The 26,163-nt window shown below is 28.6% G+C and carries 20 protein-coding genes and 1 riboswitch; of the genes, 1 reads left to right on the forward strand and 19 read right to left on the reverse strand.

The features are described from left to right. Positions 1-24: 24 nt before the first annotated feature. From ACTG48_RS12970 to ACTG48_RS13020, 11 genes are all read right to left on the reverse strand, one after another. Positions 25-1,020, reverse strand: a complete 996-nt coding sequence (locus ACTG48_RS12970; protein WP_479917066.1) for a GGDEF domain-containing protein — start codon at positions 1,018-1,020, stop codon at positions 25-27. A gap of 339 nt (positions 1,021-1,359) precedes the next feature. Further along, on the reverse strand, positions 1,360-2,862 hold the full coding sequence (locus tag ACTG48_RS12975; protein ID WP_479917067.1) for a phosphohexomutase domain-containing protein: 1,503 nt from the start codon (positions 2,860-2,862) through the stop codon (positions 1,360-1,362). A 110-nt stretch (positions 2,863-2,972) separates the two neighbouring features. Next, a complete protein-coding gene (locus ACTG48_RS12980; protein ID WP_021385138.1) occupies positions 2,973-3,638 on the reverse strand; it encodes a ribulose-phosphate 3-epimerase in 666 nt (221 codons plus the stop codon). A 31-nt stretch (positions 3,639-3,669) separates the two neighbouring features. Beyond that, positions 3,670-4,116 (reverse strand): ribose 5-phosphate isomerase B, encoded by a 447-nt coding sequence (gene rpiB, locus ACTG48_RS12985; RefSeq protein ID WP_479917068.1) that lies wholly within the window; start codon positions 4,114-4,116, stop codon positions 3,670-3,672. 174 nt (positions 4,117-4,290) lie between these two features. Beyond that, positions 4,291-5,211 (reverse strand): transketolase family protein, encoded by a 921-nt coding sequence (locus ACTG48_RS12990; protein ID WP_021385137.1) that lies wholly within the window; start codon positions 5,209-5,211, stop codon positions 4,291-4,293. 2 nt (positions 5,212-5,213) lie between these two features. Next, the gene (locus tag ACTG48_RS12995) at positions 5,214-6,026 is read right to left on the reverse strand and encodes a transketolase (protein ID WP_021385185.1); all 813 of its coding nucleotides are present in this window, start codon (positions 6,024-6,026) and stop codon (positions 5,214-5,216) included. 90 nt (positions 6,027-6,116) lie between these two features. Then, entirely contained in the window at positions 6,117-7,148 is a 1,032-nt protein-coding gene (locus ACTG48_RS13000) for a zinc-binding dehydrogenase (RefSeq protein ID WP_479917069.1), read from the reverse strand. Continuing rightward, complete coding sequence (locus tag ACTG48_RS13005; protein WP_021385173.1) at positions 7,148-8,200, reverse strand: galactitol-1-phosphate 5-dehydrogenase; 1,053 nt, start codon at positions 8,198-8,200, stop codon at positions 7,148-7,150. The genes ACTG48_RS13000 and ACTG48_RS13005 overlap by 1 nt, the downstream gene beginning before the upstream one ends. 130 nt (positions 8,201-8,330) lie before the next feature. Next, entirely contained in the window at positions 8,331-9,605 is a 1,275-nt protein-coding gene (locus tag ACTG48_RS13010) for a PTS galactitol transporter subunit IIC (RefSeq protein WP_479917070.1), read from the reverse strand. Positions 9,606-9,663: 58 nt separating this feature from the next. Next, the gene (locus ACTG48_RS13015; protein ID WP_021385190.1) at positions 9,664-9,939 is read right to left on the reverse strand and encodes a PTS sugar transporter subunit IIB; all 276 of its coding nucleotides are present in this window, start codon (positions 9,937-9,939) and stop codon (positions 9,664-9,666) included. A 64-nt stretch (positions 9,940-10,003) separates the two neighbouring features. After that, positions 10,004-10,462, reverse strand: a complete 459-nt coding sequence (locus ACTG48_RS13020; RefSeq protein WP_021385161.1) for a PTS sugar transporter subunit IIA — start codon at positions 10,460-10,462, stop codon at positions 10,004-10,006. Positions 10,463-10,954: 492 nt separating this feature from the next. Here ACTG48_RS13020 and ACTG48_RS13025 point away from each other — a divergent pair, with 492 nt between their 5' ends. After that, positions 10,955-12,433, forward strand: a complete 1,479-nt coding sequence (locus ACTG48_RS13025; RefSeq protein WP_479917071.1) for an arylsulfotransferase family protein — start codon at positions 10,955-10,957, stop codon at positions 12,431-12,433. Between the two features lie 309 nt (positions 12,434-12,742). On the opposite strand, the gene ACTG48_RS13030 is transcribed toward ACTG48_RS13025, so the two are convergent. The 8 genes from ACTG48_RS13030 to ACTG48_RS13065 all read right to left on the reverse strand — a co-directional run bounded on the left by ACTG48_RS13030 (position 12,743) and on the right by ACTG48_RS13065 (position 26,162). Then, positions 12,743-14,662, reverse strand: coding sequence for an extracellular solute-binding protein (locus tag ACTG48_RS13030; protein WP_479917072.1), 1,920 nt, complete (start codon positions 14,660-14,662; stop codon positions 12,743-12,745). A 6-nt stretch (positions 14,663-14,668) separates the two neighbouring features. Then, positions 14,669-16,954 carry a bifunctional diguanylate cyclase/phosphodiesterase gene (locus ACTG48_RS13035; protein ID WP_479917073.1) on the reverse strand — a complete coding sequence of 762 codons (2,286 nt, stop codon included), beginning with the start codon at positions 16,952-16,954 and terminating at the stop codon, positions 14,669-14,671. A gap of 714 nt (positions 16,955-17,668) precedes the next feature. Next, on the reverse strand, positions 17,669-20,593 hold the full coding sequence (locus ACTG48_RS13040; RefSeq protein WP_479917074.1) for a sigma 54-interacting transcriptional regulator: 2,925 nt from the start codon (positions 20,591-20,593) through the stop codon (positions 17,669-17,671). 137 nt (positions 20,594-20,730) lie between these two features. Continuing rightward, entirely contained in the window at positions 20,731-21,381 is a 651-nt protein-coding gene (fsa, locus tag ACTG48_RS13045) for a fructose-6-phosphate aldolase (RefSeq protein ID WP_021385171.1), read from the reverse strand. 64 nt (positions 21,382-21,445) lie between these two features. Then, complete coding sequence (locus ACTG48_RS13050) at positions 21,446-22,018, reverse strand: xanthine phosphoribosyltransferase (protein ID WP_021385179.1); 573 nt, start codon at positions 22,016-22,018, stop codon at positions 21,446-21,448. Between the two features lie 181 nt (positions 22,019-22,199). Further along, a riboswitch (purine riboswitch) is annotated at positions 22,200-22,301 on the reverse strand. 104 nt (positions 22,302-22,405) lie between these two features. After that, complete coding sequence (locus ACTG48_RS13055) at positions 22,406-23,554, reverse strand: mannitol-1-phosphate 5-dehydrogenase (protein WP_479917075.1); 1,149 nt, start codon at positions 23,552-23,554, stop codon at positions 22,406-22,408. 18 nt (positions 23,555-23,572) lie between these two features. Beyond that, positions 23,573-23,995: a PTS mannitol transporter subunit IIA gene (locus ACTG48_RS13060; protein ID WP_021385085.1), complete on the reverse strand. Its 423-nt coding sequence runs from the start codon at positions 23,993-23,995 to the stop codon at positions 23,573-23,575. Positions 23,996-24,023: 28 nt separating this feature from the next. Then, entirely contained in the window at positions 24,024-26,162 is a 2,139-nt protein-coding gene (locus ACTG48_RS13065; protein ID WP_234781121.1) for a BglG family transcription antiterminator, read from the reverse strand. Position 26,163 lies beyond the last annotated feature (1 nt).

Raw genomic sequence — 26,163 nt, forward strand, 5'->3', positions numbered from 1 at the left:
CAACTTACAACCTAAAAAACTTTGTTAATATATAGTCCTATCTTTGCCTAATTTTTTGGCTTTATATAATTTTTTATCTGCTTCACTTAAAAAAATTTCGAAAGAACTAAAATTTTTCCACTCAGAGATACCAATACTTACAGTTATTTTATGTTCTATACCTTCGAAGTTATATTCAAGTAAATTACTATGGACCTTAGATTCTATATACAGTGCTTTCTCTATATTTTCTGATAAGATAATAAACTCATCTCCACCATACCTTCCAGAAAATAAGTAGTGAGATTCAAATGATTGAACCATATGACCTACCGCTCTTATAACTTCATTACCTATTAAGTGTCCATAATTGTCATTTACACTTTTAAAATTATCTATATCAATTATCATTATTGCATATTGTTTAAAATTTTCTTTAATAGCTTTTCTTATATTTCCAATAATTGCTCTCTGGTTTAATAAACCTGTTAATTCATCAGTGATGGCTAATTGCTGTAGTTTTTTATTTGCCTCTATTAACATAACTTTCTGTGCTTCTATTTCCCTCGTTTTTTCATGAACAATTGCTTCTAATCTATTATTTTCTGCTTCCATCAAACTTATTGGAAAATACTCCCCTACCTTCTGTAAGTCATTTGCAACAGAAGTATGAACACTACTTATTAATATCTCCCCTTCACATTCGATACATAAATAGGTTACTCTTATTTCTACTTGAAAATTATAGCCTTTCCTAGTTTTCTTACCAACCAAATATTCGCCAAACACCATATATAAATTTTTTGAATATTCTCTACTATCCAGCCATAATTTCTCTATGCTAAAACCTTCTGGAGACTGTTTTACATATGCCTTTAATAACTGTTCTACTTCTTCTATACTATTCCCTACTTCAAACTTTCCAGTGCCAACCCAACAGATGTTTTTATGAAAAAAAGACATACATTTTTTCACATCTCTCTCTACAAAATATGAATTTATAAATTCTTCAACTCGCTTAATATATTCACTTTTAACCATATTATTATTATCCCCTTATCATTCAACTAAAGTTATTATATCATGACATTGTATGTTTTTAAAAAAGAAAAAAACCTCCTTGGAGGTCTCTTTCTAAATGTTGGGGTTTATATTTACATATTTTTTTGATTATACCTTTTTGGTTTGATATTAATACATTTTAAATTATATTTCTCTATAATTCATCATGTATTTCATCTCTCTGTATTTATAATATCACATAGAGTTTCCATAATCAGTTACATCTCTGTTACCTAAGATTACAATTTTGTAATATTTGTAATCTTAGGTATAAATTTACATCCATTCTTTAATATAAATATATGCTTTTTATTAATCTTAAAGACCTTTTAAATCATATTTTTCTAAGAAAATTTTTAACTTAGAATAAATTTGTTCTGCTCCACCAATCTTATTTGATTCAATATTTAAAGCCAACAATGGTTCATGTAGTGATATTCTAAGTAAAAACCATCCATCACCATTTGATTCATCACAATTAACTCTTATTCCCTCGAAATTATTTGGTGCAACAGACCATCCATCAATACCTTCAACATGAGAATCTAAATCTCTTAATATATCTTCTGCATATGGTCTAAAATCTTCTTTATTAATGCCTATTCTAACTTCTTTTTCTTCTTTTGCTTCTTCAAGATTTTCTATTAATTCTTCTATCGTCTTGTCTTCTAAGGACAGTTTTGCTACTTTTATTAAAATTTTAGCTATTAAGTATGCACCATCATCTAAGAAATAATTTTCTTTTAATGCTGCATGTCCAGATGTCTCTATTGCTAAATGGCATTCTTCGCCTTCACTGTTTAATCTTATGGCTTCATTTATTACATTTTTATATCCTCTTTTAAACCTATGATGTCTTCCTCCTAATTCATTTATGAACTTAGCAAGACCTTCTGAAGTAATAGAATCAGTTACTATAGCTGTTTTTGGATGTTCTTCTAATATTATTGATGATATAACAGCTATAAGGGCATTTTTATTTATTGGTTTGCCATTTTTACCTACAATAGCAGCTCTATCTACGTCTGTATCAAATATTATTCCTAAGTCGCTCTTATTATCCACTACTGCTTTACATATGCTTTCCATTGCTTCTTTATTTTCAGGATTTGGTATATGATTTGGGAACATACCATCTGGGTTCAAAAATTGACTGCCTGTTGTATCTGCTCCCAGTATGTGTAAAACTTTTTCAGCAAAAAATCCGCCAGCTCCATTTCCTGCATCAACTAATATCTTAAGTCCAGAAAAAGGCTTTTCATAATTTTTACTTGAATTTACACCCTTTCTAATCTTATCTATTAATAAATTAGAGTAATCTTCTATTAGATTTTTTACTACCACTTCACCTTTTTTATCTACTTCTTCACAATCTACACTAACACTCTTAACAGCTATATCCAACATCTCTTTTATGTCAACTTTTTCTAGACCACCATTTTCTGTAAAAAACTTTAAACCATTATAATAATATGGTAAGTGACTAGCTGTAATCATAATCGACCCATCAGAATTGTATCCATCCATAATAGTTGTCATAAACATTGCTGGAGTTGTAGCAATATCACAATCAATTACATTACAATTATCATTAGTTAAAGTTTCAATAACAGTATTTCTAAATTGGCTTCCTGTTATTCTAGAATCAGTTCCTATAGCAACAGTTACCTTATCTTTCTTCGTCTTTTCTTTTAGCCAAATATGAAATGCTTTAGCTATTTTTTTTACTTCTTCTACAGTTAGATTAACTTCCTTAGAATCATTTTCATATGCTATTCCTCTAATATCAGTACCATTTTGCAGTTTATATAGGTCACCCATAAAAAATTCTCCTTACTTAATTAAAATTTTTATTAAATATTGTAAAATTTCTCGTTTCTATCTAAATTCTTCACTATTAAACGGAAACTTATTATAATTTTATCACATAGTTACTTTATACTTTCTTTTAGCTCTTTTATCTTATCTTTATATGAAATGGGAGGTTTATCATTAAATAAAGCTGAAGTACCTACAACGTATACATCTACTTTTTTACCATTCATAAGTTTGATAGTATCTTTATTTATATTTCCATCAACTTCTATAAACGGAGGATTATCATAATCTTTTAGTATCTCTGTAAGTTTATCCAACTTATCAAGCACAGAAAGATTAAACTTTTGACCTGCAAATCCTGGATTTACTGTCATTACTAAGATACCCTCAACCAAACCTATATATTCTTCTATTTTATCCACACTTGTTTGAGGACTTATTGCTAGCACTGGCCCTATACCATAATCTCTTAACTTTTGTATATCTGCTTTTACATCTGCACTTGATTCTACATGAAAAGAAATATATTTTGGTTTTATGTAAGACATCATATCAATATATTTATCTGGAGTTTCTGTAGCTAAATGAATATCTAAAGGTATCGTTGTATTTTCACTTATTGATTTTAATAGTTCTGGACCCATAGCCAAGTTTTTAACAAATATTCCATCCATAACATCACAATGAAGTAGTTTCACATCTGCTTCTTCAAGAGCTTCTAACTCCTTTTTTAACTTCATTTGGTCTGCACACATTATTGAAGCACAAATAATAGACATAACTTTCCTCCTCGTTATAAATTTTAGATACTTATAAGTTTTCTTTTTCTATGTCATCAATCATTTGTAGTCTTCTTGCATGTCTTTCTCCATTATAACTTGAATTTAACCATTCTTCAACAATTCTCATTGCCAATCCTTTTCCAATAATTCTTTCCCCTAAACAAAGTACATTTGTATTATTATGTTCTCTAGTAGCTTGAGCTGAAAAACAATCTGAAACAACAGCAGCTCTAATTCCCTTAAACTTATTTGCTGCAATAGACATACCAATTCCTGTTCCACAACAAAGTATACCTAAATCTGATTTTTTACTTTGAACATTTTGGCTTACCTTTTTTGCATATATTGGAAAATCAACACTTTCTTTTGAATTTGTCCCTACATCTTCAACTTCTATACCTTTATTTATCAAGTTTTCCTTTATATATTCCTTTAATTCATAACCACCATGGTCGCATCCAATAGATATTTTCATTAAACAACACCTCTTTTTATAAATTTATTTGCTTATCTTTATAATATTTTAAATTATCATAAAAATAAAGTACCGTAAAAATAAAGCTGTCCCATTGTAGAAATTTCTTTCTATTTTTAAGACAGCTTTAATTGATTTATATTAAATCAATTTGTTAATTGGATATATTTATATCTATAACAATTCTTTTATGTTTTTTACTATATCTTCTGTAGTTAATCCATAATGTTTTAATAAATCAGCTGGTGTACCTGATTGACCAAATACATCTTTAACACCAATTCTTCTAATCACTACATCTTTAGTTTCTGCTAAAGCTTCACATACTGCTGAACCTAAACCACCTATTATACTGTGTTCCTCTGCTGTAATTACTTTTCCAGTTTTCTTAGCAGTTTCTTTTATTAATGCTTCATCTAGTGGTTTTATTGTAGGCATATTGATAACTTCTACGTTTACACCTTCTTTAGCAAGTTCTTCTGCTGCTTCTAAAGCTTTTGCTACCATTATTCCTGTAGCTATTACTGTTATATCAGAACCTTCTCTTAAAACAGTTCCTTTTCCTATTTCAAATTTATAGTTTTCACTGTTTATATCAGGAGTTGCAGCTCTACCTAATCTTATATACACAGGTCCATTATAATCAATAGATGCAAGTATAGCTTGTCTTGCTTCTAAAGCATCTGCTGGATTTAATACAACCATATTTGGTATACCTCTCATTAAAGATATATCTTCTATAGCTTGATGGCTACCACCATCTTCTCCTACTGTTACACCTGCATGAGTAGCTGCTATTTTAACATTTAAATTTGGATATGCTACAGAGTTTCTTATTTGCTCATATCCTCTTCCTGCTGCAAATATTGCAAAAGTACTTGCAAAAGGTATTTTCCCACAAGTAGCAAGACCTGCTGCTGTACCAATCATGTCACCTTCTGCTATCCCCATATCAAAAAATCTATCTGGGGCAACTTCTTTAAATGTTATACTTTTTGTAGCTTTTCCTAAGTCTGCATCTAATACTACTATATCTTTATTTTCTGCAAGTTCTTTTAACACTTGTCCGTAAGCTTCTCTAGTTGCTATTCCCATTCCTATAGACCTCCTTCTAAATCTTTCAATGCTTGTTCTGCTTGTTCTGCATTTGGAGCTGTTCCATGCCATGCAGCATTATTTTCCATAAATGAAACACCTTTACCTTTTACTGTCTTAGCTATTATTACAGTTGGTTTTCCTGTAACTTTTTTAGCTTCATCAACTGCATTTCCTATTTCTTCAAAAGAATGTCCATTTATTACCATTACATTCCATCCAAAAGATTTGAATTTGTCATCTACTGGATTTACATTCATTACTTCTTCATTAGAACCATCTATTTGTAATCCATTTAAGTCAACAAATGCAATTAAATTATCTAATTTGTAATGTGATGCTGTCATTGCAGCTTCCCATATTTGACCTTCTTGAATTTCTCCATCACCTAATATAGTATACACTGTATAGTCTTTGTTATCTAATTTTCCTGCAAGTGCCATACCATTTGCTGCAGATAGACCTTGACCAAGAGAACCAGTAGACATATCTATTCCTGCTACTTTTTTCATGTCTGGGTGACCTTGTAATTTAGAACCAAATTTTCTTAATGTTATTAGTTCTTCTTTTGGGAAAAATCCTTTTTCTGCTAATGTGGCATATAAAGCTGGTGCTGCATGACCTTTTGATAGAACAAATCTATCTCTATCATCCATTTTTGGATTTTCTACACATACATTCATTTTCTCAAAATACAACACTGTCAATATGTCAGCTATTGATAATGAACCACCTGGATGTCCGCTTTTAGCTTCTGCAACCATTTTTATTATGTTTTTTCTAATGTTATTAGAATGATCTCTAAGAGTGCTCATACTTTCTTCCTCCTGTTATTTTTTAAGACCTTACATTTCTTATCCTACAGTAGATTTTACAATTTTTTTTAAAATAATACAAATGTTTTTTTAAGATTTTACTGCTACTTTTATTTCTTCTCCGTTCATTAAAGCTGTAATACCCTCTTTAAATTCGTCTAAACTAACAGTTCTCGTAACTAAAGCTTCTGTATTTACTTTTCCATTATTCATTAAATCCAATGCTATAATCCAAGAACTAGGCTTTTGTGATCTACTTCCTATATATTGTAATTCTCTTTGAACTATCGCATCTTGGTCCATTTCATTTAGTTTCTTGGCAAATATTCCAACTTGAACAAAAGTACCTTTTTTTCTAAGTAATCTTAAAGCTTCATTAACTGCTGGCATAAATCCAGAACAATCAAAGGCTTTACTTACTCCATTTCCATCAGTCATTTCATTTATTACATCTGCTAAATTTTCTTCCATTACATTTACTGTTCTATCTACACCAAGATTTTTAGCTATTTTTAATCTTTCTTTATCCTTTGTAACTCCAGACATTATAACTGTAGCACCTTGAGATTTAACAACTTGAGCTAATAATAAACCAATTGGTCCTGGTCCTATTATTAAAACTGTATCATTACTTTCTATAGTAGTCTTTTCAAGAGCAGCATGAACACAACAAGCTAGTGGCTCTGTAAGAGCTGCTGATAATAAAGATACATTTTCAGGAAGCACATGTATACTTTCCTCTCTTGATAATACATACTCAGCAAAACTTCCATTTACTTGAGTACCAATACCTTTTCTAGTTGAGCATAAGTTATAATCTTTAGTTGCACAGTATATACATTTCTCGCAAGTTGCAAAAGTAGTTTCTGATGTAACTCTATCTCCTACTTTTATATTTTTAACATCTTCTCCTATTTCTACAACAATTCCAGAAAATTCATGACCTAATGTTACAGGAGCTTTTATATTTGCATATTCTCCTTTAAACGAATGTATATCTGAACCACATATACCACTATATTCTACTTTTATTTTAACCTTGTCTCCTGTAGCTTTTGGTTCTTCTACTTCCAAGACTTCTACATTATCATAACCTGGTTTAGTTTTAACTACTGCCTTCATTATTTTTCAACCCCTTGTGGTAAAATTAATATCTTATTAAATTCTTCTTTTCTATCTCTTATCATCTCAAAAGCTTTGTAAGTGTCTTCAAGCGAAAATCTATGAGATACCATTTCTTTTAATTTTATTTTTCCTTCATTAACTAGGTTGATTCCTTTAGTCCATTCTTGTCCTGGGAATGGTGCTGAATAAGAATTCCAGAAACCTTTTAATTCTAGTTCTTTTCTAAATATATTTTCAAATGCTTCTTCTGATAAAGTTATATCTGAATATGCTATTCCTAAAAATCCTATTTTACTTTTCTTTTTAGTTATAAGTAAGCATTGTTCTTGAGTTATTTTTGAACCTGCACATTCAAGAGCTATATCAACGCCTTTTCCATCAGTAAGTTCTTTTATTTTTTCTACTGGGTTAACATCTTTAGCATTGATTATTATATCAGCCCCTAATTCCTTTGATTCTCTTAATTTATTATCAGATATATCAACTGCTATAATTTTTCCTGCTCCTGCTATTTTAAGTCCTTGTATTACTAATTGTCCCATTGTTCCACTACCCATTACAGCTACAGTGTCTCCAACTTGAACACCTATATTAAGTACTCCATGCATAGCAACTGCTAATGGCTCTATCATAGCTGCATCTTCAAAATCCATGTCTCCTATTGGTAATACATTTGTAGCTTTTATATTTGCATACTCTGCAAAAGCTCCAAAAGTCTTAGCTCCTAACATTCCATGGTCATCACATAGTGAAAATAATCCTCTTTTACAATATTCACATTCATTACAAGGTATAAAAGGAATTGCAACTACTCTATCTCCAACTTTTACATTCTTTACATCCTTACCAACTTCAGCAATTACTCCAGAAAATTCATGTCCTGGTATAGCTGGAACTGGATATTTCCAATGTTTTAATACTCTTGGAGGATCTGACCCACATATTCCTGCTGCCATAACTTTTATTTTTACTTCATCACTTTCACATGGTTTTATTTCTATATCTTCAAATCTCATATCATTTGTGCCATGTAATACTGCTGCTTTCACGATAAATCTCCTCCTCTTGTATTTTGTATTTTTTAAAAATTTATAAAAAATATTACTCTTTTCTAGTAGCTGCTAAATGTTAAATTTTCGCATACTTTACTAAAAAAGAGTAATCTCTATTAACTACATATTAGAATATTCCAAATGAAGAAACTAATTGAGATAATTTCAATATTCCCCATTTTAGCAAGTTACCACCTGTATCTATACTTGTAACCATTGTTGTTCCTTTTGGCATCATATCTGCTTGTTGTAATAATTGTGTATGAACATCTGCAAAGTTTGTAGCCATGTAAAGTGATATAGCTATTACTATAGTTCCTGTTATAACTGATTGAACTATATTACCTTTTCTAAAGCATACTATAAATGCCATATAGAATGGTATTGTCGCTAAGTCTCCAAATGGTAAAACTTTATTTCCTGGTAATATAACAGCTAAGAATAAAGTTATAGGAACAAGTATAAGAGCTGTTGATATAACTGCTGGATGTCCAGTTGCTACTGCTGCATCTAGTCCTATATAAAGTTCTCTGTCGCCATATTTTGCTTGTAAGAAATCTCTTATTGATTCTGAAATTGGAATTAAACCTTCCATTAATATTCTAACCATTCTAGGCATAAGTAACATTACTGCACCCATTGATATACCTACATTGAATATTCCTGCTACATCATATCCAGCAAGTGCTCCAAGTATTATACCTAATATAATACCCATCATCATTGGTTCCCCAAATATACCAAATCTTTTTTGTATAGAGTCTGGGTCTGCTTGTATTTTATTTATTCCTGGTATTTTTTCAACAAATTTTCCTACTATATATCCAAGTGGAGCAAATGAAGCTGTTGAACCAGTTGGTAATGCTATACCTTCTAAATCGTAAAATTCCTGGACGTTTTTGGCTGTTTTTTCTGCAATAAATAGTACTAATAATTCCATTAATATCGCACAGAATATAGCCCAAATATAACTTCCTGTTACTATATATCCAACTGCACCTGCTACTATAAAGTGCCAATAGTTCCATATATCAACGTTTAATATCTTTGTTTTATTGAAGTATAATAATAGTAAGTTTACTAATAAACAAACTGGTATTAATATTGGTGCAACTGGTGAAGCCCATGTTGCTGATGCTGTTGTTGGCCAACCAACATCTATTACTGTTAAGTTAAGTCCAAATCTTTCAACCATTCCTTGAGCTGCTGGCCCTAGTGTTGAAGTTAATAGGTTTACAACTAAGTTTATACCCACAAACCCTATACCAATTGTAAGACCTGACTTTAGAGCTTTTGTAAATTTAATTCTAAATATCATTCCTAAGACTACAATTGTTATTGGTAGTATTACTGTTGGTCCCATGTTTAAAATGTATTGTACTACTGCTAATAATTTATCCATTTATAAATCCTCCTTTTTCTGTTTTATAAAATATGATTTCAATGTATTTATGATAGGATTATTTTAAAGCATCTAATATTTTTTTATCTAATGCTGCTGTATTTACTCCAGTTATATACGCTGTTGCTTTTATTGCTGGTATATTATAAGTTGTTGGCAATATAGTTGTAGATACTATTAAATCTGCTCCATCTTGCTTTGTTGCACACTCAGCTATTTTGCATTGTATAACTTCTGCTTGTATATTATTTTCCTTAACTAATCTCTCTACCTTGTCACAGACTACTGTTGATGTTGCTATTCCTGCTCCACATGCTACTAATATTTTTTTCATTTTTATTTCCTCCCAATGATTTTATTTTTCTATTTTTTATTCTTAGTACTTTTATTTTTTATTTTTATAAAGACTTTATTGTCTTTAAAACTTCTTCTTTGTCAGTAGAATTTATTAACTTGTCAACTAACTCTTTATTTTGCATAATTCCCATCAACTCTGTTAATACAGATAATTGACTATGTGGTTGATTAAGTCCTAGTACAAAAGCTAAATTTACAGGAACTTTTTCATCTTGGTCTTCCATAGAACTAAATACTACTGGTTCATTAAAAGTACAGACTGCTATAAATTGCTCTTTTATATATTCTGCATCTGTATGTGGTATGGCTACTCCATAATCGCCTAGATTTAAACCTGTTGGAAATACATTCTCTCTTCCTAATATTTTTTCTCCAAATTCTTCTTTTACAAAGCCTAATTCAAAAACTTTATTATGTATTTCTTTAAAGAAATCTTCTTTTGTTTTACACTCCATTTTAAGGTTTATAACTTTATCACTTACAAAATTTATAAACTCCATATTTACACCTCCTAATTGCACTTATCTTATATCTTGTTTTTCTTGCCTTTATATAAAGCATGTCGCGTGCCAAAAAGTGGCTTTTTTTGTGAAACAAAAGAAAATGTTTTCCCTAAAATACCACTCTGTTATAGGATTTTACCTAACTTTCATTGATAAATTTTTTTTAATTTTTATTTTAATTTTTACTTGTTAATCACTTAACTAACCATACTTTTTTATATTTTTTGTGGTTTTTTTTGTTACAGAAATGATTTTTTTGTTTTTTATTAATGGTTTTTTATGTTTAATAATAATTTTATGTAATTATTCTTTCTAAATATGATTTACTTTTTTATATTTTCTCTATCATTCTATTTTTATATGAATGAATTTTCATATAATTGTCCAATAAAATTCATTTTTGGCATAAATAAATTCATCTATTTTATTTATTCATATAATAAAATCAAGTTGTCAATATGAAAACTTAATATGAAAAGGTGGTAAACTATGAAAAGAAAAAATTTATTTAAGATTGTATTTTTATGCAGTGTATTATTCATTTTTGGATTATTTGTAAATCGAGTCTTTGCAAGTCAAAACAAATCAAAACCAACACTAGATATTACTATAAATGGTTATAATATAACACTTTCTAAAGAAGGCATTTTTAATAGTCAAAATGTAAAGCAACTTAATTCTACTAATCAAAATAGCATAACAATAAAAAGTCATGATAAAGCAAGCATCGTAAAAATAAATGACAAAGAAATAGATATATCTAAAAATTCTACTTTTGAATTGAAAGAAATAAATAGCTCTTCAAAAATAAAAATATCTGTTATGTACAAAAACGAAAATTCATATAGAAATTATTATATAAATTCTCTTTCAAAAAATTTTCCAAAATATAATGTTACTGCAAATAGCCCTTATGATGGTGATTATTATCTTACTACACACAATGAAGAACATAATTTTGTATTTAAATTGGACAATGATGGAAATATAGTTTTTTATAAAGAAGTTGAATCAAATCCTTTTGACTTTAAAAAAATAACTACAGAGGATGGAAAAATTAGATATGGATACTTACTACAAGATAAAGACTCAACAAAAAGAATAAATGCCGTTGGATATTCACCAACTTATCTTGTAATCTTAGATGAAAATTATAATGAAATAAATAAAATTACTATGGAAAAAAGTGAAAATATAGAGGCTGGCACTGAATTAGAAAATCATGACTTTATATACATAAATGATAATCACTACATTGTTTCTAGTTATCAAAAAGTTAAAGCAACAAATATTTCATCAGACTTAAGTAAGGGGAATTCACCTTATGTGGTAAATAGTGTATTACAAGAAATAAAAGATGGAAAAGTTGTATGGCAGTGGGAAAGCATTGACAACCAGAAACTATATTCAGAAAGTGTTGAAAATAATACTTTTAGCGACAAAAGTGACTCAGCTTTAGATTATGTACATTTTAATTCTATGACTATTGACCCAAAGGACGGAAATTTAATTTGTTCATTTAGAAATTTAGATGAAGTTATAAAATTAGATAGAAAAACAGGAGAAATTGTTTGGACACTAGGAGGATTAGGAGATGAGTTTAACTTAACAGATAATCAAAAATTCTCAAGACAACATAATGCTAGAATTACAGAAGATGGATATATAACTCTATATGATAATGGTGTAAAAAATCAAGCTACAAGAGTTGTTAAAATAAAATTGGATGAAGAAAATAAAAAAGTTACTGAATATCATTCATACAGTATAGATGACTACTATAAATACATGGGTTCAGTTCAAGAAATAGATAGTGATAAAAATGTATTTTTAATTGGTACTGGAGGAAAAGCTGGAGAAAATCAAGATTTAGTAGCTATAGAAAAAGACTTTTCTAATGACAAAATTTATTTTAAGTTCTCATTCAAAAGTGGTGAAAGTATGTATAGATGTTATAAGATTCAATAAAAAATTTATCTTGAAATAGATATCAATTTAAATTAATACAGCTCCTACAAGTAAAATAAACCTATTATTTCACTTGCAGGATTATTATTTTAATATAAAAAGCAGGTGCCAACTCTTATGTTGTTATAACACCTGCTTAAATATTAGAAAATCACTATAATACCATATTATTGGTATTTTCCTGCCTACAGTTTTTAATTTCTTATATTCACTATATAATCCTATTTATTTGGCCTATATAAATTATTATAATACATATTTTCACTGTCCTGTATTAACTTCTACTTGTATATATCTTAATTTAAGTTGTTAAGGTTTTGCTATTACAAACCTTTGGTCTTCACTAGGAGAAACATTTTTCTGTTTTTCTATATATTCTGTTATTATATCAGTAATTTTAATGTTTGTCTTATCACACTTCTTAATATATTTCTCTGGAACACTATAGTCCATAACAGCAATTGAATATGATTTATTTAAATCTATAGAATCTCCTTCTGATGTTGTAATTTTTTTAATTCGTTTACCTGGTTTATCTGTTGGAGAGTACTCCATTTTAAGACCAGAGAAATAATAAAACCATCCACTACTATTGTTATCCACAGTTATAGAATGTTCTAAAGTATTAAGAAGGTCTTTACCAGTCATACTTATCTTCCATAGTGTACCAGTCTCTCCATGCTTTAAATCAGGAAATATTCGTTGTATATCTGTTGTAGTAATATCACCTTTATAAAGCTTAGCACTAACTCCTTTACCATTATAGCGTCCATCTTTACCATTATCTAAAAATAATGCAATTTCACATCCACTTTTAGCACGCATCGCATCTGTTATAATATTTCCTGTTTCAATCATAGAGAAATCTTTTTTAGCATTTCCAATTATTTTAGGACTTACAGCTTTTGAAGAAAGGGTGTTCTGTTTATCCACCATTTTTATAACATCATTTTTATCTAAGGTTCCATTTATCATTCCAGCAAGACCATCACGCAACGAGTCTTGTGTATTTTTAAAAGTAGGAAAAACAGCATATCTACCATGTTCTAAAGCTGGCAATAAAGGTTCTATCTCAGGTTCACTTGGTAATGACATTCCCTTTAGACTTGAGAACATACCACCTGCATCACTAGACAATGCTTTTTGCCCTTCAGGCGTACTAATATAATTCATCAACTGCATTACTAAATCATATTTTTCTTTATTTTTTGATTCAGTTAAATTTTTATTAAGACCAATGTAACAAACCATATATAATCTAGCCCAATCTCCATCTTCTCCAGGGCTAAAAAATGGCATCAGTGCAAATTCATCAGTAGAGCCAGTTTGAGCAAAACCTGAACGTGCCAATAAATTAGAGTCTTCTGTCATAGCACACTTACGAGTAAATAACATGTTTTGGCTATCTTGATAATGTAGGTTTAAATCATTCTTCTTTAGTATACCTTTTTGGATAAGTTCTTGAAAAACATCTAGAGACGTATTAAATTGGTCGCCAAAACTTCCATTTCCATTATTATAATTATCAAGCCACTTAGCATCTTCAGGTTTACTAAAACTATTTGCATAGTTAAAACCAATAAATGGCGTCTCTAAAACTTCTTTATTTCCAAGACTCAATTGTAACGAACGTATACCTGTCTTCTCAATTTTTTGACATAGTTCAATAAACTCATTATAATTTTTAGGTACATCCCAACCATGTTCTTTGAATAACGTTTTATTATATACAATAGCACGTATAGTTGCAGGACCTGGTAAATAGTAAAGTTTTCCATCCCTAGTAATAGGTTTAAGCATAGATGTATTATATTTACTGGTAAAAGTCATACCAGACAAATCAATAAGTCGGTCATCCCAATATTCCTCTCCTACATCTAGTGGCCAAGTCATAACTATATCCGTTAAATCATCATGTTCTAGACGTGCTTTATATTCCTCTGCCAGAGTAGTATTAGCTGTATAGTTTCCAACTTGAACAATATCAATATTAGGAAACTTTTCTTCAACAGCCTTTTCAAAATTATTAATTGAAAAAGCATACTTAACCAAAATAGTAACAGGAGTTCGATTATCTTGGGTTACTTTTTGTGTTAGAATATCTTCTGTTTCATTTTTTGTACACCCACAAGTTATAAAAGTTACAAAAATACTAAGTAAAATTAATACCAAGGATAGTTTGATTTTATAAAAGCGTTTTAAACATTTAAGCTTCAAACATTGTAGCATATAGTATCACTCCTCATCATTTTTTGGTAACCCAAATAAAAGTTCTTCAAAATTTGAAATTGGCATTGGTTTTGCAAATACATAACCTTGAATATAATCACAACCTATTTCTTTTAGCATTTTTACTTGATTATAATCTTCAACACCTTCTGCCACAGTAGTCATGGAAAGTGATTTCGCCATACCAATGATACTACTTACTACAGACTTAGTACGACCATAGTTGTTTTTAGTATTTCTAAAAAATATCTTATCTAATTTTAATGTATCTACAGGTATATCCTGTATAAGATTTAATGAAGAGTATCCACTTCCAAAATCATCCATAGAACATCCAAATCCCATTGAATGAATTTCATCAATAATGGCAGATAGACGTTCAGTGTCTTCATATACCATATTTTCTGTCAACTCAATCTCAATATACTGTGAAGGTACATTATAACGTGAGAAAATTTCATAATACTTATCTAAAAATTTTTCATCTTTTAATTGAATCCTTGAACAGTTTACAGAGATTTTTACTAAATCTTTACCTTCATCAAACCATCTTTGCAAAGTCATACAGACATTTTCAAACACCCATAAATCTACGTTTACAATAAATCCATTTTTCTCAAATAATGGGATAAATGCGTCTGGATAAATCATTCCCTCTGACTTACTAATCCAACGGACTAATGCCTCTGCCCCTCCTATTTTTTCATTTTCAGTCATATATTTAGGCTGTAGATATACTTGGAATTCTCCCTTTTCTAAGGCACTTTCCATCATATCTTCTAATTGTTTTTCACGTACTAATTGTTGACGAACTTTTTCATTATAAATCGAGTACTTTATCTTATTATTTTTAAAATCTTTTGTAGAATCACGCAGTGCAAGCTTTGCACGGTCCGCCATGTATGGAAATTCCATAGAAGTATCTGTAATTATAAAAACACCAAACTGCATAGAAAGAGAAGCCCATTCAAACCCATACTTTCCAGAATTTTTCATTATGGCATTATACCAATCTTCAAATCTTGTAGTTAGAGAAGTGTCTTCACTATATGTTATAAGTATACAGAAGTTATCTGCAAACAATCTTCCCATACATTCATTAGGAGCTAAAAGAGATGTTATGCCATCGTATACTCCACGTAATATAGAATCTCCAGCTTCTCTTCCAAACTGGTCATTTAGCATTTTAAACTTTTCAATATTCATATATACAAGTGCATGTTGTTCAGATGATTGTTTCAATAATTCATCTGAGATATTATAAAATCGTTGTATTGTATTTCCTCTAGTTACAGTATCTACATAAGCAATATACTCTAAGTTCTTCTTATGTCGATAAAAAGATATTATCAAAGCTATTGTAAGAATTGCAAATGCTAGTGTTATAAAACCACATAATAATAATGTAATCTTCAACAATAAGTTGGACTTTGCATTTACTACAGATACTGGTACAAAAGTTAACAAGTACCAATCCTCTTGTCCAATAGGAATATATACCATATATTCATGTGAACCATTTAATTTAAATCCTACTTGCCCACTAAGATTATTGTTTATATCATTTTTCACCTTATTAAAATCACTATTAGAGTCTAACTTAGATTGACTTATAGTGCTCAGTATATTATACCCTGTTTTTTCAGCAATAGGAGATGATGAACGAACTACAACAGTACCATCTTTATTGATAATATGTGAATATGCTTGATTATTAAATGAAGTCATAGATAACACTTTATCAAAAGATTCAGGAGAGTAACTTATTGCAAGTGCAACTATATTTTTATTATCAATAACTACACTATCTAGTGGTACAGCAAAAACTATACATTCCTTATTATCTATCATTTGTGATGTAGACATAGACTCTTTCTTATTTATGACAGCATCTTGAAGGTATGTGTCACTACTAAGAGATACTGATTTACCATCAGAATTGTATGCAACTCCATTTTCATCAATCATCATAATATCTTGACAATTCCAATATTTTTTTTGAGAATCCATTATAGGCTTTGCTTTATGAAAAGAATCTATATTTGTATTTTTTATCATTAATGCTATTGTATCTAATATAGAGTAACTATCATCAATAATCTTACTCACATTACTCCCTATTCTATTAGATATTTCTTGAAGATAGTTACTACTTTCTTCTTGCACAGTATTTCTCAATTTGCAATAGTATTTAAAACATACTATACCCATAAAAAAACATATAACTATGAATACTATCGCTATTGTTCTAACCATTTGTGCGCTGTTTAACGTTTTTCTTTTTACACTCATATAATATATCCCCTTGAATAGTAAATCTAAATATGTATGAATAATTTAAAAATTTCGAATTTAACTTAAGCTTCAAGTAAGTTATTGTATAATACAAATTTAGATTAATAATAATTTAAATATCTTTATTTATATAAGAATGTTATTTTCTACTATCCTCTATTACTTAAGAAAATAAGAATTTAATGTATTTTCATTACTAATCTCATAATAATCAGTCCTTAAAAAATAAACACTTGATAGCCATTTTTATCAATTTATAAAAGCTGGTCTAATTATTCTATTAGTTATTAGAAATAATTAATAATTAATTTTTTAATATAGCAACCTATCCTTATTATAGCTTCTATATTTTAATTTTGGAATAGTTTAGATATTTTTTATATTTATATAGAATAATATCTTGATTTTTTTTAAAATCTATGTGTAACATATCTTTAAACATACCAAAAAGCTTACTATGTACTTATATTTTGGTGCTATATTTATGTTTTAATAGATAATAACTATACTATAAAAATAAGATAACAAAACTATTAATAAACATTATCTTATACTGAGTTATCTGTAAATAAAAAAGGCTAACACTATAAAATCAAATAAGCTGATTTTAAGGTGTTAACCTTATATTGAATAATTGACTAGATAAAATAATCTATTTTAAAACTCATACTAAAATCAATTGTCCTTATTTTTACATTTTTATATTAAAAATTAACTTAATATCTTTTTTATTTCATTTTTATCTTCAGTATTTAATAGAACCTCTAAAGTATGTTGGTCATTAATTTTTGAAAACAAGCTTCGTATTTCTTTTTTATTGTTTTCTTTAAGTGCTAATAATACTACCAAATCTACCATAAATTTATTATCCCATACAATAGGTTTATTTAATCTTGCTATGGCTATTGCAGGCTTTATAACGTTTTCTGGAAGACCATGTGGTACAGCTACCTTTGAGCCCATTACAACACTTCCCATAGCTTCTCTTTTATATACACTTAAGATATACTTTGAATCTACATATCCACCTTCTTCAAGCTTTGAAACAAGAGTATCAATTATATACTCCTTTGAAATTCCTTCAAAATTGTATAAAATCAAATCTTCATGTATTAAATTATCCAATTTATTGTCACTATTTAAAGCTGGTTGTTTATTATTTAAATGTTCTAAAACTTTATTAATACCATTTTTTCCAAGTACCTCGTTATAAGAAATAAAAGGTACATTTTTATAATCTATATCAATAGTTCCACAGATAGCAATAATATTATATTCAGTTTCAATATCATTTAACTCTTCTTCTAAATTATTATTTAAAAAAGCAATTGGCTTTACTTCAATTGAAGTATCATACTCCTTAATTTGTTTTTCTATATGCTCCTTTAAATTTAAAGCTGTGCCTACACCACTCAAGCACAATGTAATAATTACATTTTTCTTCCCATACTCATTTTTTCTATAACTAAACTTATTTGTATTTATCATGGCATAATTTTTATTTTTCTTTAAATCCGCTATTATCCCATCTAAACTTTTTCCTTCAATAGTTGCAAGTTTTCCTGCTTCCATTGCCAATAGTGTATCTACTCTGTTTACGGTTTTACATCTAATACCAAGTCTTTTTTCAACCTCATCACCAAGAATTACTAAAGAACCCATATCAATTAGGACTAGAATCCCTTTTCTAGCTTCTATCTTCTGAAGTTCCTCTAATACATGTTCTATACCTTCTGATGGTGAATCCGTAAGTGCTATTTCTATACCCAATGTACATTCTATACCAAGAATATGGTTTACGACATTAGACATTTCAATACCGACTTTACCATGTGTAACTATTACTACTTTTACTTTATCTTTTATACTTTCCTCATTATAGCAAAATTTATTTATATAATAAGCTAAATATCCAAGTTCATCTTCTGGAAATGTAACTTGTGTTAAGTCTTCTACTATACCCATTATATATCTGGATAACTCATATTCCATTGGCATTGATGCTTTTATTTTATCTAAACTCGGATTTATTATAGGTTTACCATCTTTTATTCTACCTATAGCATGTTCGATGTGAATTGCTAGAGCTAAATATAGCCCTTGATTTACATGTTTAAACTGCTCTTTAATAAATATTATTACCTTATCCATTATCTCTAGTGTAGACTCTTTTAATTGTCCACCCCAGTCTATTCTACTTCTCCTGTCAGACAAGTTTTTATTATTTTTAATAGCATTAAACTTTTTATCTAACTTTTCTATAAATGCATTTTTTAATTCTTCTTCAGAAAAACATTTACTCTCCAGAACCTTAAGTTCTTTTTCTGCATAATTGTATATTTCACTTATCTCATTATCTGATAAAATTCTATTTTTCCCACTAACCAATTCACTAATATCTATATATATATCTTCAACTGAGAACTCAGAATACTTTTCATTTTCACAATTACAATCATAATATCCACTTTTTATATAATCCCTTAAACTATCTAAATCTATAATTACCTTATCGCTAGAAAATATTGATTTGCTAAAAGCCCTAGCACAGGTTACTTGTATATCACTCTTTAACTGACCTATATTTCCAGTACACTTATAATTCATAAGTGCACACATAACTTCTTTAGTTATTATAAAATTCTTGTTTACTCGTTTTGCTTCTCTTTCAAAAAACTTTATTATTATTTCATATCTTTCAGACTTCGGTCTTTCACTCATATTAGGTAAATTTATTACCATTGGTATACGTCTTCTAAATGTTTGAAGTAAATTAGAATTTGGATTTTCTGTTGTAGCACTTATTATGAGAACATTTGCCTTTCTAGTAGAACTACTTTCTCCTAACCTTCTAAATTCTCCTCTATCTATTAATGAAAATAATATCTCTTGCCCAGCAGCAGGCAATCTATGAATTTCATCTAAAAATAAAATTCCATTATCAGCTTGTTCTACAAGACCTTCTCTATTTGCATCGGCTCCTGTATATGCACCTTTTACTACTCCAAAAAGTTGAGCTATCAATAAATTAGGATTTTCTGCATAATCTGCACAGTTAAACACTATAAACGGACTGTTCTCTTCTTTGATATTGTTTTTTACAGCATATTTATACATACATGTAGCTAGTTCACTTTTTCCTACACCTGTCTCTCCATATATTATAGTATGAAGACCATTAGGAGGATACATTATTGCTGACTTAGCTAAGTTTACCTTTTCTTTTAGGCTTCCTTTTATACCTATCAAGTCTTCAAATCCATCTTCTTCTACAGCCTTACTTACCTTTACATGCTTTCCCGATGATGCTGGTTCTTTATCTTTAATACCACTCTTTGACTGATTCAAATTTTCTTCTTTTAACAGTTTGGACACTGCACTTCTTGATATGTTATATCCATTTTCTATTAATATCTCAGTTATTTTTCTTTCAGACATATGAGGGTTTTCACTTACAATTTTTGATATATCTTTTATTAATATTGTTTTTCTTCTTTCTCTTGAATCTAAAATATTATTCTTCTTTCTGACTGCTATAACTTCAGACCTAGCTACGTCTAACATTTCAGCAAGTTCTTGGTCAGTATATGGATTTTTTTTATCTTCTCTTTGTATTTCTCTTAATATTTTATCCATTTTTCGCCTCCTCACTTAAAAAATTAATCTATTTCAATATATTATACACCAAAATAAGACTAGACAAAATAGCCTAGCCTTATTACTTAGAATTTCCATAATAGCCACTTTAATATACTTATAATCACACTTTACAATTATAATTTTAAAGAAGCACCTTCCCAATCCTTCATAAAGCTATCTATTCCTTTGTCTGTCAAAGGATGCTTAATCATTTGGTTTATAACTTTAAGAGGAACTGTTGCTATATCTGCTCCCATTCTAGCAGCCTGTAAAACATGTATTGGATTTCTAACACTAGCAACTATTATTTGAGCCTCAATACTATTTACACTAAATATGTCAACGATTTCTTCAATTAAATCAAGACCATTTTGTGATATGTCATCTAATCTTCCAACAAAAGGACTTACATATGTAGCACCAGCTCTAGCAGCTAAAAGAGCTTGTCCGGCAGAGAATATAAGTGTAACGTTAGTTTTTATACCTTTACTTGATAGTACTTTTACTGCTTTTAATCCTTCTGCTGTCATAGGTATTTTTATAACTATATTTTTATGTATCTTAGATAATTTTTCTGCTTCTTCTATCATTCCTTTATGCTCTAAACTTATTACTTCTGCACTTATTGGTCCATCTATTATTTCGCTTATTTCTTTAACTACCTCTATAAAATCTCTACCTTCTTTAGCTATTAGTGATGGATTGGTAGTCACTCCACATATCACACCTAAATCATTTGCTTCTTTTATCTCTTCAATATTGGCTGTGTCTATAAAAAATCTCATAAAAAAATCCTCCATAATTACATAATTAAAATATGTGCTAAATACAAGTATATAATATCATAAATTATCTAAAGTTTACAGTTCCATTATCTATAGATTCTACTACTGCCAAAGATTCTAATCTTACATTATTGGCCTTTAAAAGTGCTCCTCCAGCTTGGAAACCTTTTTCAATAACAATTCCTACTCCAACTAAGTTTGCTTCTGCTTGCTCAATTAAATCTTTAAGACCAAGAGCAGCCCTTCCATTTGCCAAAAAATCATCTACTATCAGTATCTTTTCACCTTTGTTTATATACTTTTTAGAAACTTTAACTGAGTATTCCTTAGCCTTAGTGAATGAATATACATTAGTTTCATACACGTCTTTATCTAAGTTTTTAGATTCCGATTTTTTTGCAAATACTACAGGTGCATTATCAAAATACTGCGAAACAATTGATGCTATAGCTATTCCTGAAGCTTCTATTGTAAATATTTTATCTACCTTTTCTCCTTTAAATCTCTCTTTGAACTCTCTTCCTATTTCATTTAAAAAAGCTACGTCAATTTGATGATTTAAAAAGCTATCAACTTTTAGTATGTCATTTCCTGAAACACTGCCTTCTCTCAATATCTTTTCTTGTAAAGCCTTCATTGAACTCCCACCTAACCCTTTCTAAAATTATATTAATAAAAAAATTATATTTGCTCTAATTTTACTATATATACTACTAGTATTTTATATTAAAATACTAAAAAAGCTCCTGTCTATATCATAGACAGGAGCTTAAAATTCAAAGTAATTAACTTAATATATAATTTAAAATAAGTATAAACTATATCTTCTTCACTCCTGTAGTCAAGCTATTAATGGTAGCTTAGTAGAAACATTTGAACCGTATTATCAAAAATATACAGGTAAATATATTAATTTATTCTTTTTAATTATATATTATAATTCTCTATTATTCAACAAATAATTCAAACTGTGTAGAATAATATACCATAAATAGTTTATCAACACTCAATTTTTCAAGCAAATTTATAAATTTTCCATAAATGTATAACTTTTTTCAATATTATCTAAAAGTTCATCATCATTTATATTAGCTATTTTAGCAATGGCTTTTTTTACCCCATTCAATTTTATCAACTCTTGTAATTCTACACTTTGAGCATCTTCACTATTATTATAATGAAGTGCTGCACCTATTCCAAGAATCAAATTATCAACTGATAATCCATATGACTTTGCTGTAATTAAAGGTTTAATCAATCTATCTTTGTCACTTAATTTTCTTAATGGCTCTCTTCCAACTCTAACTACATCGTCATTAAGATATGGATTTTTAAATCTATTTAAAATCTTATCAATATACTTATAGTGTGCTTTGGAATCAAAATTGTATTTTTTAATTAATCCTTCTCCACTTTCTATCATAGCATTTTTAACTATATTACAAATGTATTCATCTTTTATACTTTCTTCTATAGTCTTATATCCTTTTAAATAGCCTATATAAGCTGTTATAGCATGTCCTGTATTTAGTGTAAACAACTTACGTTCAATATAAGCCATAAGATTGTCAGCTAAGTTCATTCCAACTATGTTTGGTATCTCTCCTTTAAATCCTTGTTTTTCAACATTCCATTCATAGAAATTTTCGACTGTTACATCAAGAGGATTTTCATTTTTACCTGGAGGAACTATTCTATCAACTGAACAGTTTGGGAAACCAACATACATCTCTAAATAATCCACTTCTTCCTTACTTAAATACTTAATAACTTCCTCTTTTAGAGAAGAACTTGCATATATTGCATTTTCGCAAGCTATTATATTTAGATTATCTGTTAATCCATTTTCTTTTCTAGTCTTTATACCTTTTGCAATTGTAGAAGCTATTTTAGTTAAAACTAAAGGTCCAACTGCTGTAGTTATTATTTCAGCCTCTACAATCTCATCTATTATTTCTTCTTTTATAGATGAAACTGCACTTATATTATCAATTACTTCATCTATACATTCTACATCCCTTATGTGTATAGTGTATTTTTTATCTTTATTTATTGCGTTTAATATTTCTTCATTTACATCAGCAAATACTACATGATAACCTGATTTAACTAATAAGCCTCCAATAAATCCTCTTCCAATATTTCCTGCTCCAAACTGAATTGCCTTTTTCATTTTAAGTTCCTCCTAAGATTAGTTGGCAAAAGCTTCCATGAAAGCTTGTTTGTCATTTGAATTTTTTAGTCTTTCTGTTAAATCATCGTCTAAAACTATTGCTATATTAGATAATATCTCTAAATGTTCATCTCCAACACCAGCTATCCCTATTAGTAAATACGCTTTTTCTCCATCAAAATCTATTCCATTAGGAAATTGTAATATAACTATTCCTGAAGATAAAATTTCTTTTTTAGCTTCATTTACACCATGTGGAATAGCAACACCCATTCCCATATATGTAGTCATTACTTTTTCTCGTTCTAACATTGCTGGTATATATTCTTCTTTTACATACCCATTTTCAACTAATTTTCTTCCTGCTAAAGTTATAGCTTCTTCCTTTGAAACACTATCTAATCCTAAAAATATATTATTCTCATTTAATACTTTACTCATAATATCAACCTTCCTTTTTAATATAATTTTATTTATCTATAAATGTTTTTAATCTGTTTGTATAAAAATTAAAAACTATATCTTTTACTTCTAATATCATCTCTTCTATATAAAATTTATTTATCTTATTAGTAAAAACTATATTATCTATTAGTGAACCACTTATTTCACTCATTATTTGCCTCTGATAGCTAGGTGAATTTTTAGGAAGCAACATAAAAACTACATTATCAATTTCTTCATTTGAATCTAGCATGATTTTGTTTTCTAACTTTATTATTGCTAACTTCATAATATCTATTCTTTCACTCATACAATGTAATAATAGAATTTTTGATTCTTCTATATATGGAATTGAGATTTTTAATCTTTCTTCTAATGCTTCTTTTATAGATATTCTATCTTCACTAGACTTTGCAAATATTTTTGATGAATCTACAATAAGCTCACTTAAATCTTTACTTTTAAATTTTTCAAATTGAACTTCCTCTAAAAATTGAAGAATATCTTTTCCTATATTCATGCTTTCTGTTATCTGCTCATAAACTTTATTCTTATTTTTAGTATCGTTTTTTACATTTAAATTAATTAGTTTATTTTGAGCTATAGACTTTATTTTTTCCTTGATTATCTGTTCATCTTCTAAGCTCATAAATGGACCTACACATATATAATCTAAGTTTGTATTTAACTCAACTGTAGACACAATTAAGTCCACATCTTTTTCCCTTAAATAATCTTCATCTATATTTATAGCTGAGATGGTTTCAAGTATATTTAAGTTTGGAAACTTATTTTCAATCTTAGTTGATAAGAATCTTGATGTCCCTATTCCAGTAGGACATGCTACAACAAGATTTATATTAGTATACATCATTAGATTTTTTTCTATAGCTGATGCAAAGTGCATTGCAATATACCCTATTTCAGACTCAGGTATTGAATTTATATTTAGCTTATCTTTTATTATTCTAGAAATTTTTTCAACTCCATTATAGGCATATGAATACTTACTTTTTATTTCATCTAAAAGAGGATTCCTTATTTCTAATCCCATATTCAATCTATTTATAGAAGGCCCTAAATGATTTGCTAGGTCTTTAAACAATCTCTCATCATTTTTAAGACTTATTTTAAATTCATCTTCAGCTAAATCTATCATCTTGTTTGTAATGTCCATCACTTCTATATCATCTAAGTTTAAAGCTTTATGATTTGAAGATGACCTTTGCTTTGCACCTCTGATGTGCATGGTTATATATCCAACCTCATCTAATGGTATATCCATACTAAAGTCTATTTCCATACCATTTACGATTTCTTGGGCTAATCTAAACTCTTCTGTCATAGATAATTCTTTTAGAAATTCTTTGTCCATAGTTATATTTTCACCATTTTTTATCCTTTGTAAAGCTAATGAAATATGAACTACAAGACCTATATATGCACTATCAGCTAAATTCACATCTAAATCTGAAAGCTTCTTTGTTAATGTACTTTCAACTTTTCTTATTATGCATCTATCCATTAAGTTTAAAAGTCTATTTTCACTTAAAATTTCTATTGCTTTATCTGTCTGTATATTCTCACTTATATTTCTGACCATATCTAATATTTCTTTTTCATTGAATGAATCATATATAAGATTTACATATGCTTCTCTGAAGCTTTTTTCCTGACCTTTTAGGTAAACACCAAGCCCTGGTTTTCTAACAAGCTCAATATCAAATCTTTCCAACCATTTACTTGCTAATGCAAAATCATTATTCAATACCCCTTCAGATACTTTTAATAGTTTTGCAAAATAATAAGATTTTACTGGCTCATTAGAAATTAGTAGCTTTGATAATATAATTAAATTTCTTTCTTCCTTACTGTATTCTTTTTCTATTTTCTCTTCTTCTAACAACTCGATTATAAAGTTTTGATTTTCTATATTTTCTTCTAAAATCAATCCAACTCCTGGTTTTTTTACAAAATTAAAATCATTTTCATCAAACCATTTTTCAATTCCAGACATATCTCTAAGTACAGTTCTTGAACTTAAATCCAACTCTCCTGCAATCTCAGAAATAGTTATTGGAATATTTTTTTTTGAATTTTCTACTATCATTAGTATTATCTTTTTTTGTCTAGATGTAATCTTCTTTTTTTTCAAATTATCCACT

It is taken from the genome of Clostridioides sp. LIBA-6822 (genome assembly GCF_056688955.1).